The sequence below is a fragment of the Massilia solisilvae genome (genome assembly GCF_024753215.1).
Classification (GTDB): Bacteria; Pseudomonadota; Gammaproteobacteria; order Burkholderiales; family Burkholderiaceae_D; genus Telluria; species Telluria solisilvae.
Genome location: NZ_JANUGV010000003.1, coordinates 331091 through 345942, shown reverse-complemented (window position 1 = coordinate 345942; position 14852 = coordinate 331091). Strand labels below are relative to the sequence as shown.

Sequence of the window (14852 nt, the reverse complement as noted above, 5' to 3'; positions counted from 1 at the left end):
CCTACGTATTTTTCCTTACTGCCCATCAACAACAAAAACTATTGATTCGATCCAAACAATCAATTTCATTTATTGATCGTCGTTCTCTATCATTCATTCCATACCGATTAACGCAGCAAATCACACCAGGAGAAACGCGATGACTACCCAGACCCAGTCCGTGACGATTCAAAACCTCGAAGCCGCCTTCGCCGGCGAATCGATGGCCCATATCAAATACCGCTACTTCGCCAAACTGGCCCGTGCGGCCGGCGCCATCGAAGTGGCCGAGGCGTTCGAAGCGACCGCCGACCAGGAAGTGGCGCACGCATTCGGCCACCTGGACCTGTTGTACCCGAAGGACAAGCTCACCCCTGCCAAGGCGCTCGAAATCGCGATCGAGGGCGAGACCTACGAGTACACCGAGATGTACCCGAAGTTCCGCCACCTGGCCGTGGAGGAAGGCAACGCCGCCGCAGTGGCCGAGTACGACGAGCAGATCGCCGAGTCGAAAGAGCACGCCGGGCAGTTCAAGCGCACGCTCGAAGTGGCCGCCAAGCGCTTCGCCGCGCTGGCCAGGGTGGAGGAACGCCACGCCAACCACTACCAGGCCGCGCTGGACAAGCTGAACGCCGCCTGAACGACAGCCCGAATTCAACATACATACAAGGAACACCATGAAGACCTACCAATGCATCGTATGCGGTTTCATCTATGACGAAGCGGCCGGCATGCCGGACGAAGGCATCGCGCCCGGCACCCGCTGGGACGACATCCCGGCCGACTGGGAATGCCCGGACTGCGGCGTGGCCAAGGCCGACTTCGAAATGGTCGAGATCTGAGATGGACGCCCCAATCATCATCGTCGGCGCGGGCATGGCCGCCTACAGCCTCGCGCGCGAGTTCCGCAAGCTGGACCAGGCCACGCCGCTGATGCTGGTCGCGGGCGACGCCGGCGCGGCGTACGCCAAGCCGATGCTGTCGAACGCCTTCGCGCTCGGCAAGGACGTGCCCCGGATCGTGTCGAACGACGCGGCCACGATGGCCACCACGCTCAAGGCCGAAGTGCTGACCCACACCCGGGTGCACGTCATCGACCCGGCCACGCGCACCATCGACACCGACCAGGGCAGCTTCGCCTACGGCAAGCTGGTGCTGGCCCTTGGCGCCGACCCGATCCGGCTGCCGCTGGCCGGCGACGGCGCGGGCGAGGTCCTCTCGGTCAACCACCTGGACGACTACCGCATGCTGCGCGAGCGCCTGGAGCAGGCCGGGCCCGGGGCGCGCGTGGCGATCATCGGCGCCGGCCTGATCGGCTGCGAATTTGCCGAAGACCTGGCCGCCGCGGGCTACCAGGTCACGTTGGTGGACCCGAACCCGCGCCCGCTGTCGGCACTGGCCGCGCCCACGCTGTCCGATGCGCTGGTGCGCTCATGGTCCGGGCAGCCGATCGGCCTGCGCCTGGGCACCACCGCCACCAGCGTCGTGCGCGGCCGCGCCGGGCTCGAACTGAAACTGGCCGATGGCGGCGTGGTGGATGCCGACGTGGTGCTGTCCGCGGTCGGGCTGCGCCCGTCGGTGGCGCTGGCGCAGCAGGCGGGCCTGGTCACCCGGCGCGGCATCGTGGTCGACAGCCTTGGCCAGACCAGCGCGCCGGGCGTCTATGCGCTGGGCGACTGCGCCGAGTACAGCGTGGGCGGGACCGCCGTGGTGATGCCGTACGTGGCGCCGATGATGGCCGCCGCGCGCGCCATCGCCGCCACGCTGGCCGGCACCCCGTCGGCCATCGCCCACCGGCAGGAGGCGGTGATCGTCAAGACGCCGAGCTGCAAACTGGCGCTGCTGCCGCCGCCGCCGGGCACACCCGGGGCGTGGATCAGCGTTGCGGACGGCGCGCGGATCGTGGCGCGCTTTCGCGACGAGGACGGCGTGCTGCGCGGCTTCGGGCTGTCGCAGCACACGCCGGCGCTGCGCGGCCAGCTGCTGTCCGAGCTGGGCAAGCGCGCGTAGCTAGCGTTCGCCGCGCGCGATCCGCAGCACCCGGCCGTGGTCGAAGTCGGACACGTACAGTGCATGGTCCGGGCCGAACACGAAGCCGAGCCCGGACGCCTGCCTGGAATCGAAGCCGGTCCCGATGACGGTGCCCTTGCCGTTCGCGCTGAAACGCAGCAGCGTGCTGCCGGACAGCACGTACAGGAACCGGCCGAAGCCGCCTGCGCCTTCGCCGAACACGATATAGGTGTTCAGGCCCGTTTCCAGACCGGATGCAAAGGTGCCGGCCGGTGTGCCGCTGCGGTTGTACACCCTGATCGTGCCATCGCTCAGGGCCACGAAGATACGGCTGTCCGGGTCGATCGCGATGCTGCCCGGCCGGCTGGGCGTTGCGAACAGCACGAATGGCGGGCCGCCCGCGCTGGCCAGCACCTGCGGCGCGTCATCCGAAAAGATGAGCCGGCCGCTGCGGTCGAACTTCATGTCGTCCACATCGCTGAAGCCGGCATCGAACAGCACGGCCGACGAGCCATCCGGGAAAATCGCCGCGAGGATGCCGTTCCCGCCCACCAGGACCGAGCGCTTGACGCGGCTGATGCGGCCGCACGCATCGAACAACACCGCATCCGGATCCTGTTGCGGGGGCCCGAACGGCGCCGACGTGCCGCCTGCGGGCGGAACGCGCCGGATCCGGTCCACACTGCCGCTCTGGCCCACGTACAGCGTGCCGTCGGGCGCGAAGGTCAACTTTTCCGGCCCTGGCACGCAGGCGTAACCCGCGATGTGAAAGCCGCGTATCACCCGCGGCAAGCCTGGCGCAGGCGACGCCTGGCCGGTCAGCCAACCCGATTCGTTTTTCATGTCCGGCTCCCCCGAAATGGATCGATGCATGCGTCATCTTAGGAGCGGTGCGCGGCGGGCCCATGCGTGCCATCAAGCGGACACGACCGTGCTCGGCCGAAACAGCGGACGATGCCAAGGTACAATCGACCCATGCTTTCCGAATTCGACCTCATCAAGCAATACTTCACCCGGGCAAGCGGTGGGCGTGCCGTGCTCGGCATCGGCGACGACTGCGCCCTGCTCGCCCCGGCTGCCGGCATGCAGTTGGCGGTGTCCACCGACATGCTGGTCGAGGACCGCCACTTCTTTGCCGGCGCCGACGCGCGCAAGCTGGGTCACAAGAGCCTTGCAGTGAACCTGTCCGACCTGGCCGCGATGGGCGCGCGCCCGCTGGCGTTCACGCTGGCGCTGTCGCTGCCCCAGGCCAACCGCGAGTGGCTGGCCGGCTTCTCCGAAGGACTGTTCGCGCTGGCCGACGCGCATAGATGCGAACTGGTGGGCGGCGACACCACGCGCGGGCCGCTCAACATCTGCATCACGGTATTCGGCGAGATCGAACCGGGCCACGCCTTGCGGCGCGACGCCGCGCGCGCGGACGACGACATCTGGATTTCCGGGACGCTGGGCGACGCCCGGCTCGCGCTGGCCGCATACCGCCACGAGCTGACGCTGGACGAGGGCAGCCTGGCGCAGGCGGCCACGCGCATGCACACGCCGGTGCCGCGCGTGGCGCTCGGGCGCGCGCTCGCGCAGGCGCGGCTTGCGCACGCGGCGCTCGACATTTCGGATGGGCTGGTCGGCGACCTTGGGCACATCCTCGCCGCGTCGCGCGTCGGCGCCACGCTCGACCTGGACGCGCTGCCCGCCGGGGCGGCATTGGCGCGGCAGGACGTGGCGCTGCGGCGCCGGTTCACGGCGGCCGGAGGCGACGATTACGAGTTGTGCTTTACCGCGGCGCCGGCGCAGCGCGAGGCGATCGTTGCTGCCGGTCGCGCGACTGGCACGCCGGTCACGCGGGTTGGCCGGATCGAGGCAGAGCCGGGGCTGCGCATGGTCGATGCGAACGGGGCGTCGCTCGATTTAGGGCTGGCCGGCTGGGACCACTTCACATCGTAGGGTGGGCGGGTCTCCCGCCCACGCGTTCCACCATCGCATGCGCCGCCTGGACGCGTGGGCAGGAGACCTGCCCACCCTACGTTTTCAGCGCTCGCTCGGCGCCGGACCGGGCCCCGTGCGCGGCTCCTTGCGGTCGTCGTACGGCCCGTGCTGCAGCCAGTAGTGGCGAAACGCCAGCCGCACGTTGTCGCGCAGCTGGTCGTCGTCCCACGGCTTGGTATAGAAGCGGTAGATCGCGCCGCGATTGATCGATTCGAGCACCGTGCCCACTTCGGTGTAACCGGACAGGATGATGCGGATCGTGTCCGGGTACATCTCCTTGACCCGGCTGAGGAATTCGGTACCGCTCATCACCGGCATGCGCTGGTCGCACAGGATCACCTGCACGTTGTGCAGCGCCAGCAGCTCGAAGCCCTCGGCCGGAGAGGACGCGGTCAGCACGCGGTAGTTGTCGCGCCTGAACAGGCGGTGCAGCGACGCGAGCACATTGACGTCGTCGTCCACCACCAGCAGCGTCTGCATATTGCGCTCGTCACTGGCTGGCGCATCCGGCTGGCTGCGGTTCTCCTGCACCATCTGCGCCAGCTCGGCGGGCGGCAGCGAGCGCGAGAAATGGAAGCCCTGGATCTCGTCGCAGCGGTGGCGCCGCAGGTACGCCATCTGCGCGCGCGACTCGACCCCTTCCGCGATCACCAGCATGTGCAGGCTATGCGCCATGCTGATGATGGCCTGCGCGATGGCCGCGTCGTCGGGATTGGTGATGATGTCGCGGACAAAGGCGATGTCGATCTTGAGCTTGTCGATCGGGAAGCGCTTGAGGTAGGCAAGGCTGGAGTAGCCGGTGCCGAAGTCGTCGATCGCGATCCGGATGCCGAGCAGCTTCAGGCTCGCCAGCACCTCGATGGTCTGCTCGGCGTTGGACATCAGCGCGCTCTCGGTCAGCTCCAGTTCCAGCAAGCCCGGCTCCACGCCGTGGCGCTCGATCGCGGCCCGCACCACCTTCTCCAGGTCGCCCTCGACGAACTGGCGACTGGACACGTTGACCGCCACCCTCAGGTCGCGCACGCCCTGCGCGTTCCACTCGGCGACCTGGCGGCACGCCTCGTCGATGATCCATTCGCCGACGCGCACCACCAGCCCGGTCTCTTCCATGACCGGCACGAATTCGGCCGGGTACACCAACCCGAAGCCAGGGCGGTTCCAGCGCAGCAGTGCCTCCACGCCGGACACGCGGCCCGTGTTCAGGTCCATCTTGGGCTGGTAGTGCAGCACGAACTGGCCCTCTTCCAGCGCGCCGCGCAGCGCCAGCTCCAGGTCGAGCCGCGCCAGCACCTGCACGTTCATGCCGGCGGTGAAGAAGCGGTAGCCGTCGCGCCCCGCCTCGCGCGCGCGCACCATCGCGGTGTCGGCGTAGCGCACCAGGGTGCCCGGGTCGGTGGCGTCGTCCGGGTACATGGCAATGCCGATGCTGGCGGTGAGCGCGGCGTGCTGCCCGTGCAGGTCGAACGGCGCGCGCAGCGCCTCGCGCACCTCGTTGGCCACCTGCGCCGCTTCCTGCTGCTCGCGCGCCATGGTCAGGATCAGCGCGAATTCGTCGCCGCCCAGGCGACCGACCGTGTCGCGCAGGCGCACGCAGCGCACCAGGCGCGTGCTGAACTGGCGCAGCAGCTCGTCGCCCAGCGCGGGACCGAGCGAGTCGTTGATCATCTTGAAGCGGTCCAGCGAAATGAACAGCACCGCCACGCGCCAGTGCTTGTCGCGCGCCAGTTCAATTGCATCGCGCAGGTTCTGGAAGAACAGGCTGCGGTTGGGCAGGCCGGTCAGCCCGTCGTAATGCGCCAGGTGCTTGAGCCGCTGCTGCGCCTGCAGCCGCTCGCTGATGTCGCGCGCGACCGCGATCAGCATGCGGCCGTGGCCGTCCGCCAGCCGCTGCCAGCCGATCTCCACCGGCACCGCGCCCTGACCGCCGGCGCGCAGCAGGTCGGTCTCGACCACGTCGTGCTCGCGCGGGGTGCCGTCATCGGCCAGCAGGCGCTCGAGCTGCTCTCTGGTGGCCAGCCCCAGCGCGACCGGGTCGATGCGCAGCAGCGCCTCGCGCGAAAAGCCGAGCATGCGGCAGGCGCCGTCCGAGACGTCCACCATCGCCATGCGCTCCGCGTCGATCAGGAAGATCGCATCGGCGGTGGCGTCCATTGCGCCGCGAAAGCGCGCCAGCTCGGCGGTGCGCTCGCGCACGGTCTGTTCCAGTTGCGCGCCATGCTCGCTCGACTCGCGATGCAGCAGGCGTACCTCGAGCAGGTTGCGGATGCGCGCCAGCACCTCGACCGTGTCGAACGGCTTGCTGATGAAGTCGCGCGCGCCGGCCTTGAGCGCGGCCAGCTTCTTGTCCGGCTCGGCCGTGACCACCAGCACCGGCAGCCAGGCGCCCTGCTCGATCGGCGCCAGCTGCTCCATCACCTCGAAGCCATCCATGCCCGGCATGTGCAGGTCCAGGATGATGAGGTCGTAGTGGTTGGCGCGGTGCAGGTCGGCGACCTGGCGCGGGTCGCTGCAGTTGTCGACGTTTTCGTAGCCGGTGGTCGTGAGCAGGTAGTCGAGCAGCTGGATGTTGACCGCCTGGTCGTCCACCACCAGGATGCGCGCGCGCCGGATGTCTTCCTGCGTGATCATGCGGCGCCCTCCCCGGCGTGCCGCGCGCGGACGTGTTCAAGGGTACGGTCGATGGCTTCGTTGAACATGACGATGTCGATCGGTTTGGTCAGGTAGCGGAAAAACCCGGCGCCCATGCCGCGCTCGACGTCGCGTGGCATGGCGTTGGCGGTCAGCGCAATGACCGGAATGGCGGCCGTATCGGGCGTCTCGCGCAGCACGCGCAAGGCCTCCACGCCGCTCATGCCGGGCAGGTTGATATCCATGAGGATGAGTTCGGGATGGTGCGCGCGCGCCAGCTCGATCCCCAGCCGCGCATCCGGCGCCGACAGCAGGCGCAGGTCGGCGCGCAGGCGCACGAGCTCCTCCACCAGCTTCAGGTTGGCCGGGTTGTCCTCGACGTACAGCAGCAGGTGCGCCGCGTCCACGGACGCATCGTGCGAAGCGGCCGGCTGCCAGGCGGGTTCGGGCGCGTTCAGCGTCGCCGGCGCGGCCGACGCCAGCGCGATCGAGAACACGCTGCCCACGCCGGGACTGCTGGTCACGCCGATCTCGCCGCCCATCAGCTCGACCAGCCGGCGCGTGACGACCAGGCCGATGCCGGTGCCCTCCTGGGTACTGTTCTCCTGCCCCAGCCGGTTGAACGGCTGGAACAGCGCGTCGATCTGGTCCTGGCGCAGGCCCATGCCGGTGTCCTGCACCGACAGCCGCAGCCGCCCGGACGGATCCGGCGCGCATGCCAGCACCACCGCCCCGCCCTCGCGGTTGTACTTGACCGCGTTGGAGAGCAGGTTGAGCAGCACCTGCTTCAGGCGCGTGCGGTCGGCGCGCACCACGGCGAGCGTATGGTCCGGGAACAGCACGCGGATGCCGCGCTTGTGCGCCTGCGCCTCGATCATGCTGCGGCACTCGGCGAGCACGTCGTCGATGCCGACCGGCTCCATCGACAGCGTGACCGCGCCCGATTCGATCTTGGCCAGGTCGAGGATTTCGTTGATCAGGGTGAGCAGGTGGCGCCCGGCCTTGACGATGTGGTCGGCGAACTCGCGCTTTTGCTCGTCGCTGGCCGGCAGCGCGTCCGAGTTCAGGATCTGGGCAAAGCCAAGGATCGCATTGAGCGGCGTGCGCAGCTCGTGGCTCATCGACGACAGGAACGCGGACTTGGCCTGGTTGGCCTTGCGCGCCTCCTCGATTGCGCGCACCAGCTCCTGGTTGGCCAGCTCCAGCTGCAAAGTGCGCTCGTGCACGCGCTCTTCCAGCTCCTCGTTCAGCCGCATCACCTCCTGCTGGGCGCGGGCGCGCTCCTGCGCCTCGTGCGCGATCTCCTGGTTCGAGCGTTCCAGCGCCAGCGTGCGCTGCTCGATCTCGCCGAGCATGGCGTTGAACGAGTCCGCCAGGTCGGCCGCTTCGTCCTTGCTGATACGCTGTGCGCGGCGCGAGTAGTCGCGCGTGGCCACCACGTCGCGCGCGATCCCGGTGATGGCCACGATCGGCGCCGTGATCACGCGCCCGATGCGGCGCACCACCAGCCACGACGTGGCCAGCGCCAGCAGGGTGACGCCGGCCGCGATCAGCAGGTAGTCGACGATGCGCTGCAGCAGCCGGTTCTCGGCGCGCAAGTACACCGTGCCGAGCAGTTCGCCGTTGTCGACGATGGGCTCGGCCAGCACCAGGTAGCGGCCCTGCGCGCGCGGCTTGCCGGCCTCGGGACGGGGCGGGAATTCGGCCGGCTCGCCGGGCGCCACGTAGGACGCGACCAGCTTGCCGGCGGCATTGTAGATCGCGCCGGCGCGCACCAGCGGCCGGGCGCGCAGCAGCGCCAGGTTCTCCTGCGCCAGCCGCGCATCATCGAAGTTGAGCGCGGCGGCGGTCATCCGGCCAAGCAGCTCGGCCTGGGTCACCAGGTCCGACTTGAGCGCGTGCTGGTAGCTGCGCAAGTCGTAACCGATCACGGTGCCAACCGAAACCAGGGTCGCGGCAAGAGTGGTGGACATCACGACCGCCATCAGCTTGGTGCGGATCGAACGCAGCCGGATCACAGCCGTGCCGGCCGCTGGCATGCAGAACTTGGGTGCGGCATCGCGGGTCGGGTTGATGGTTGGAAAATGCCTTCGGTGCAGGCGATTGCAGGATAGCAGCATGCGTACCCGGCATGGCGCACGGAACACTTGCGACAACTGATCCTAGTCAATACGCGCGGCACGCGGCCATGGCATGTGGGAGGATGCACATGAATGTTTGCAACACCCATTGACGGCGCTGCGCGCTAGAATGGCCCTTATGCGCGGCGTGCGCGCCGGACCAGCATAGACCAAAGGAGACGAATGTGAGCACTGACATGATCGACCTGGCCACCCGGGTAGGCCGGGCGCTGGAAGCCAAACGGCTGATGCTGGCGACAGCCGAATCCTGCACCGGCGGCGGCGTGGCGCAGGCCATCACCGAGATCGCCGGGTCCACCGGCTGGTTCGACGCCGGTTTCGTCACCTATTCCAACGCTTCCAAGACCGGCATGCTGGACGTGCCGGCCGCGCTGATCGCGCAGTTCGGCTCGGTGAGCGAGGAAGTGGCCGCGGCGATGGCCGAAGGGGCGCTGGCCAACAGCAATGCCGACGTCGCCGTCTCGACCACCGGCATCGCCGGGCCCACCGGCGCGGTGCCCGGCAAACCCGTGGGCACGGTATGCTTCGGCTGGTCGCGCGGCGACACCACCTACACCGAACGGCTGGTATTTGCGGGCGACCGCCACGCGGTGCGCGAGCAGACCGTCGCGCACGCGCTGCAGGGACTGCTGCGCTTCATCGAATAACCCGGTGCGCCGCGCCGGGATGAGATTGGCTTTCGTGCTCGCCGCGGCCAGCGTGGCCGCCGGCGCGCACGCGGCCCCGGCGCTGACCGTGTATGCGGCCGGCGACATCGCGCGCTGCCCGCACCCGGACACCCGCTTTTCCGGCGCCGCCGAGACCGCCGCCGTGGTCGCCGCGGGGCTGGCGGCCGACCCTGGCGCGGTGGTGCTCACGCTGGGCGACCACACCTACCCGCGCGGCCGGCCCGAGGAATACACCGCCTGCTACGGCCCGACCTGGGGCCGGTTTCGTGACCGCACCTATCCGGCGCCGGGCAACCGCGAGTACGCCACCGCGCGCGGCAAGCCCTACTTCGACTATTTCGGCCAACGCGCAGGACGCGGTTACTACAGCTTCGACCTGGGCGGCTGGCACCTCGTTTCCCTCGACAGCGACCTGTCCGGCGCGGCCATGGCGGCGCAGCTGGCGTGGCTGCGCGACGACCTGACCGCCCATCCGGCCCGCTGCACGCTCGCCTATTGGCATCACCCGCTGTATAGTTCTGGCGGGCACGGAAATGTTGCCGTAATGCACGACGCCTGGAACCTGCTGTACAAGGCCGGTGCCGAGCTCGTGCTGTCCGGGCATGACCACGACTACGAGCGCTTTGCGCCGCAGGACGCCGATGGCCGCCTGGACCAGGCGCGGGGCATCCGCCAGTTCGTGGTCGGCACCGGGGGCGCGTTTGCGACGCCGTTCCTGTGGCCGGTCGCCAACAGCCAGTTCCGCGAGAACAACCGCTACGGCGTGCTGCGCCTGCGGCTGTTTGACGGCGGCTACGAATGGCGGTTCATGCCGGTGGCCGGCACGCAGGAACAGGGCCCGGAGCCGGACCACGGCAGCGGCACCTGCCACTAGGGGGCGGGGAAGAATAACGATTGGAGCATTGGATGCAAAACACGGTTCACTTCATCTTGCAGGGCAAGGGCGGCATCGGCAAGACCCTGGTCTCGACCATCCTGGCGCAATGGCTGGCGCAAAAGGACGACAAGCCGCTGCGCTGCTTCGACACCGACCAGGAAAACCCGACCTTCTCGCGCTACAAGGCGATGAACGTGAAACATGTGCCGGTGATGACCGACACCCGCACCATCGATCCCAAGCGTTTCGACGCGCTGATGATCGACATCCTCGAGGAAGACGGCAACTGCGTGATCGACAACGGCGCCAACAGCTTCACGCCGCTGATGGCCTACTTGCTGGAGAACGACTGCTTCGCGATGCTGGAGGAAGCCGGGCGCAAGGTCTACATCCACACCATCGTCGGCGGCGGCGACACGCTGCACGACACCGCCACCGGCTTTGCCGCCACCGCGAAAGCCACGCACGTGCCGCTGGTGCTGTGGGAGAACGAGCACTTCGGCCGCCTGGCTTCGCCCAGCGGGAAGGTGTTCACCGAATCGCAGACCTACCTGGAGCATGCGGCGCGCGTGCGCGGCCGGGTGGTGCTCACCGCGCGCAACCCGGACACCTTCGGCGCCGACATCAAAAAGATGAACATGGGCCGCCTGACGCTGGACGAAGTGCGCGCGAGCGACCGCTTCAACGTGATGGAGAAGCAGCGCATCAAGGTCGTGTTCCGCGACCTGTTCGAGCAGCTCGACAAGGTCAACTGGTAAGCCGCCATGGACCAGCAAAAACTGCGCACCCTCGTGTTCGAAAAGACCGGCGTGAAGATCGACGTCGACGATCCCGTGTTCGCGCTGGTGGCGCTGAACGAGGCGGTGCTGGAGGAAGCGGTCGAGCGCCACGTGGCGCTGTTGAACGAGGCCAGCGACGAACTGGCCGCGCAGCTGTCGGTGCTGCCGGGCCGGCCGGCCGTCGCCGCCCCCGCTCCCGCGTCCGGCATCGACAAGCGCCACGCGCTGATGCTGGCCGGCGGCGCCGCGGTGCTCGCGGCCGTGCTGGTGCTGGCCGGCCAGGCGCTGTTCTTGCGCAGCGCGCCACTGCCTGCCGTGGTGCAGGCGAAGGAACTCACGCCCGAACAAACCGCGGCGATCGCCAGGGGCGAGAAGCTGGCGAAGATCGTCGAGAAGCTCGACCGCAAGACCAGGAGCGCCATCGAGGCCGAGATGCAGAAACCCTAGCGCGGCCGCCAAGCCGCATTGGAGCGCGACATGAAGCCACGCTTGCTGTTTGCCGTTTCCACCCTGCTGGCCGCGCTCGGCGGCCCCGCCCCCGCGGCCGACGCCCCCGCCCCGCCTGCCGCAGCCGCCGTCCACATCGACTACCAGAAGACGGTGCTGCCCAACGGGCTCGAGGTGATCCTGGTCGAGGACCACCGCCTGCCCATCGTCGCCGTCAACATCTGGTACCACGTCGGCCCCGCCAACGAAGCGCCGGGCCTGACCGGCTTTGCGCACCTGTTCGAGCACATGATGTTCGCCGGGACGAAGCACGTGCCGCGCGGCGAAGCCGATCGCCTGCTCGAAGGCGCGGGCGCGACCGACAGCAACGGCAGCACCGACTTCGACCGCACCAACTACTACGACACGGTGCCGTCCAACCAACTGGAGCTGGCCCTGTGGGTGCATGCCGACCGCATGGGCTACCTGCTCGACGTGCTGGACCAGCAGGCGCTGTCGAACCAGCAGGACGTGGTGCGCAACGAGCGGCGCCAGAGCATCGAGAACCAGCCCTACGGCATCGTCGAGGAGGCGCTGTACCACACGCTGTTCCCGAAGGAGCACCCGTACTATGCCTCGGTGATGGGCTCGCACGCCGACATCCAGAGTGCCAGGCTGGCCGACGTGCGCGCTTTCTTCACCCGCTACTACGGACCGAACAACGCCAGCATCGTGATCGCCGGCGACATCGACAAGGCCAGGACGCTCGCGCTGGTGCGCAAGTACTTCGGCGGCTTCAAGCGCAGCGCGCCGGTGCTGCACCCGAAGGTGGTCACGCCGCCGATCACGCGCGAGCGCCGCGTGGTGGTGCCGGACCGGATCGAACTGCCGCGCGTGTTCATGGGCTGGCTCACGCCGCCGGCCTACCAGAACGGCGACGCCGAGCTCGAAGTGCTGGCGCAGATCCTCGCCGGCGGCAAGTCGAGCCGGCTGTACAAGTCGCTGGTGTACGAGCGCCAGATCGCGCAGGACGCCAACGCCGCGCAGAACTCCTACGCGCTCACCTCCACCTTCGTGATCGACGTGACCGCCCGGCCGGGCCACACGCTCAAGGAGATCGAGGACGCGGTGGACGCCGAACTGGCGGCGCTGCGCGACTTCGGCCCGTCCGAGCGCGAGGTCGAGCGTGCGAGGAGCACCATCGAAACGCGCAAGCTGGCCAGCATCGAAAAGCTGGGCGACAATGGCCTGGCGAACCTGGTCAACCGCTACAACCAGTACCTTGGAGACCCCGGCTACCTGCAAAAGGATCTGGAGCGCCTGCGCCGTGTCCGCGCCCAGGATGTGCAGCGCGCCGCGCGCGCCTGGCTGCAGCAAGGCACGCGCGCGGTGATCGAGGGCGTGCCCGGGCGCCAGCAGCTGCCGCCCGACGTGGCGGCGCCACCAGCCAAAGCCGGCAAGACCACGACGGCCGGCATCAACCGCGACGAGGCGTGGCGCTACAAGGCGCCCAAGGCTGGCCCGGCTCCCCGCTTGACGCTGCCGCGCGCCGATGTGTTCCAGCTCGCGAACGGCTTGAGCGTCATCCACCAGTACAACCCGGCGCTGCCGCTGGTGGCCGCACGGCTGGTGGTGGCGAGCGGCACCGACGCGAACCCGGACGACGAGCCGGGGCTGGCGAGCTTCACCGCCGCCATGCTGGACGAAGGCACAGCCACGCGCAGCGCACCGCAGATCGCGGACGAGGTGGCGCAACTGGGCGCCTTCCTCCACACGGACAGCAATGCGGACGCGTCCTTCGTGTCGGTGTTTTCGCTGCGGTCCAAGTTCGCGCAGGCGCTCGACCTGCTGGCCGACGTGGCGCTGAACCCGGCGTTCCCAACGGCCGAAGTGGAACGGCAGCGCGCCAGCCGTCTCGCCGAGCTGGTGCAGCAGCGCGACGAGCCCGAGGCGGTGGCCGCAGTGGCGGCGGCCGGTGCGCTGTACGGCGCCGATCACCCGTACGGCTACGGTCGGCTCGGCACCGAAGCGGCGACCCGTACGGCCACGCGCGAGGACCTGCTCGGCTTCTGGCGCAGCCATTACGCGCCGGCGAACGCCGCGCTGGTGGTGGCGGGCGACATCACGCGCGACGAACTGAAGGCGCTGGCCGAAGCGAAGCTGGCGGCGTGGCCGCGCGCGGCATCGCAATCGAGCGCACCGGGCATGCCAAAGACCACGCGCGCGCGCCTCGTCCTGGTGGACAAGCCCGGCGCGGCGCAGACGGCACTGCGCGTGACCGCGATTGCCGCCGAGCGCAGCACGCCCGACTATCCGGCGCTGGAAGTGATGAACGCGGCGCTCGGCGGCCTGTTCTCGAGCCGCATCAACAACAACCTGCGCGAACAGAAGGGCTACAGCTACGGCATGTTCTCGCAGTTCCGCTACGACCGCACGCCCGGCCCGTTCTCGATCGCGGGCAGCGTGCGAACGGACGTGACGGGACCATCGGTGTCAGAGATCTTCAAGGAAGTGGCGCGCATGCGCGACGAGCCGATGGCAGGCACGGAGTTGGCTGGCGCCCGCAACTCGCAGATCCTGTCGCTGCCCGTACAGTTCGAAACCAACGAAAGCATCGGCGCCAGCCTGGCGGACCTGTTCGTGTTCGGCCTGCCCGCCGACTACTACCAGCAGCTGCCGGCACGTTACGCGGCCGTCACGGCGCAGCAGGCGCAGCAAGCTGCGCGAAAGTACCTGGTGCCAGAAAAAATGGTGGTGGTGGCGGTGGGCGACCGCGCGAAGATCGCGCCGCAGCTCGATGCGCTCAAGCTGGGCGCGCCGGAACTGCGCGACAGCGACGGGCAGTCGCTTCCTTAACGCTGCTGGCCCTCGAGGTCGGCGATCAGCTGTTTCATCTCGCCGATTTCCTTCTTCTGGGTCGCGATGATGCCGTCCGCCAGCTTGCGCACGCGCGGGTCGCTGATACGTGCGCGGCTGCTGGTCAGGATCGCGATCGAGTGGTGCGGGATCATCGCGCGCATGTACGACACGTCATCCACCGTGCTTTGGCTACGCACCAGATACAGCGCGACGGCGAAGGCCAGCGCGCTGCCGGCCAGGATCATCAGGTTCGTCGACTTATCCGGATACATCTTCCACATGAACACGAGCATCAGGACAGACATCACCGCGCCCATCACCACCGCCATCCAGGCACGGGTCTGGCTGAAGAAAATGTGGTCGGCCTGGTACGTGTTGAGGTACATGAGCCCGAACATGACGACTGTCGAGGTGGCGGTCATCAAGGCGTGCTTGCGGTAGGGCGACATTGCGCCTGCTTGGCCGTGGTGGTGTTCCATGGCTTTCTCCGGGAGGCTGTGGC

The 14852-nt window shown here is 68.5% G+C and carries 13 protein-coding genes; 9 read left to right on the top strand and 4 right to left on the bottom strand.

Annotated elements, in window-relative coordinates:
- Window positions 1-139: 139 nt before the first annotated feature.
- From NX773_RS14500 to NX773_RS14490, 3 genes are read left to right on the top strand one after another with little or no spacing between them, the layout of a single operon-like run.
- On the top strand, window positions 140-619 hold the full coding sequence (locus NX773_RS14500; RefSeq protein WP_258857027.1) for a rubrerythrin family protein: 480 nt from the start codon (window positions 140-142) through the stop codon (window positions 617-619).
- A 37-nt stretch (window positions 620-656) separates the two neighbouring features.
- Window positions 657-821 (top strand): rubredoxin, encoded by a 165-nt coding sequence (locus NX773_RS14495; protein ID WP_258857026.1) that lies wholly within the window; start codon window positions 657-659, stop codon window positions 819-821.
- Window position 822: 1 nt separating this feature from the next.
- Complete coding sequence (locus NX773_RS14490; RefSeq protein WP_258857025.1) at window positions 823-1989, top strand: FAD-dependent oxidoreductase; 1167 nt, start codon at window positions 823-825, stop codon at window positions 1987-1989.
- On the opposite strand, the gene NX773_RS14485 is transcribed toward NX773_RS14490, so the two are convergent.
- Window positions 1990-2832, bottom strand: coding sequence for an NHL repeat-containing protein (locus tag NX773_RS14485; protein WP_258857024.1), 843 nt, complete (start codon window positions 2830-2832; stop codon window positions 1990-1992).
- 132 nt (window positions 2833-2964) lie between these two features.
- On the opposite strand from NX773_RS14485, the gene thiL reads away from it, so the two are divergent.
- Complete coding sequence (gene thiL / locus NX773_RS14480; protein ID WP_258857023.1) at window positions 2965-3930, top strand: thiamine-phosphate kinase; 966 nt, start codon at window positions 2965-2967, stop codon at window positions 3928-3930.
- A gap of 84 nt (window positions 3931-4014) precedes the next feature.
- Here thiL and NX773_RS14475 read toward each other — a convergent pair whose 3' ends face one another.
- On the bottom strand, window positions 4015-6600 hold the full coding sequence (locus tag NX773_RS14475; protein WP_258857022.1) for an EAL domain-containing protein: 2586 nt from the start codon (window positions 6598-6600) through the stop codon (window positions 4015-4017).
- Window positions 6597-8639, bottom strand: a complete 2043-nt coding sequence (locus NX773_RS14470) for a sensor histidine kinase, YfiR-like protein-associated (RefSeq protein ID WP_258857021.1) — start codon at window positions 8637-8639, stop codon at window positions 6597-6599. The genes NX773_RS14475 and NX773_RS14470 overlap by 4 nt, the downstream gene beginning before the upstream one ends.
- Before the next feature lie 278 nt (window positions 8640-8917).
- Here NX773_RS14470 and NX773_RS14465 point away from each other — a divergent pair, with 278 nt between their 5' ends.
- From NX773_RS14465 to NX773_RS14445, 5 genes are read left to right on the top strand one after another with little or no spacing between them, the layout of a single operon-like run.
- Window positions 8918-9388 carry a CinA family protein gene (locus NX773_RS14465; protein ID WP_258857130.1) on the top strand — a complete coding sequence of 157 codons (471 nt, stop codon included), beginning with the start codon at window positions 8918-8920 and terminating at the stop codon, window positions 9386-9388.
- A gap of 19 nt (window positions 9389-9407) precedes the next feature.
- Window positions 9408-10283: a metallophosphoesterase family protein gene (locus NX773_RS14460; RefSeq protein WP_258857020.1), complete on the top strand. Its 876-nt coding sequence runs from the start codon at window positions 9408-9410 to the stop codon at window positions 10281-10283.
- Between the two features lie 32 nt (window positions 10284-10315).
- Window positions 10316-11044 carry a P-loop NTPase family protein gene (locus NX773_RS14455; RefSeq protein ID WP_258857019.1) on the top strand — a complete coding sequence of 243 codons (729 nt, stop codon included), beginning with the start codon at window positions 10316-10318 and terminating at the stop codon, window positions 11042-11044.
- Between the two features lie 6 nt (window positions 11045-11050).
- Window positions 11051-11512 carry a conjugal transfer transcriptional regulator TraM gene (gene traM / locus NX773_RS14450; protein WP_258857018.1) on the top strand — a complete coding sequence of 154 codons (462 nt, stop codon included), beginning with the start codon at window positions 11051-11053 and terminating at the stop codon, window positions 11510-11512.
- 30 nt (window positions 11513-11542) lie between these two features.
- On the top strand, window positions 11543-14347 hold the full coding sequence (locus NX773_RS14445; RefSeq protein WP_258857017.1) for a M16 family metallopeptidase: 2805 nt from the start codon (window positions 11543-11545) through the stop codon (window positions 14345-14347).
- On the opposite strand, the gene NX773_RS14440 is transcribed toward NX773_RS14445, so the two are convergent.
- Window positions 14344-14829 (bottom strand): DUF305 domain-containing protein, encoded by a 486-nt coding sequence (locus NX773_RS14440; protein WP_258857016.1) that lies wholly within the window; start codon window positions 14827-14829, stop codon window positions 14344-14346. The two genes, NX773_RS14445 and NX773_RS14440, sit on opposite strands and share 4 nt — an antisense overlap.
- Between the last annotated feature and the right edge of the window lie 23 nt (window positions 14830-14852).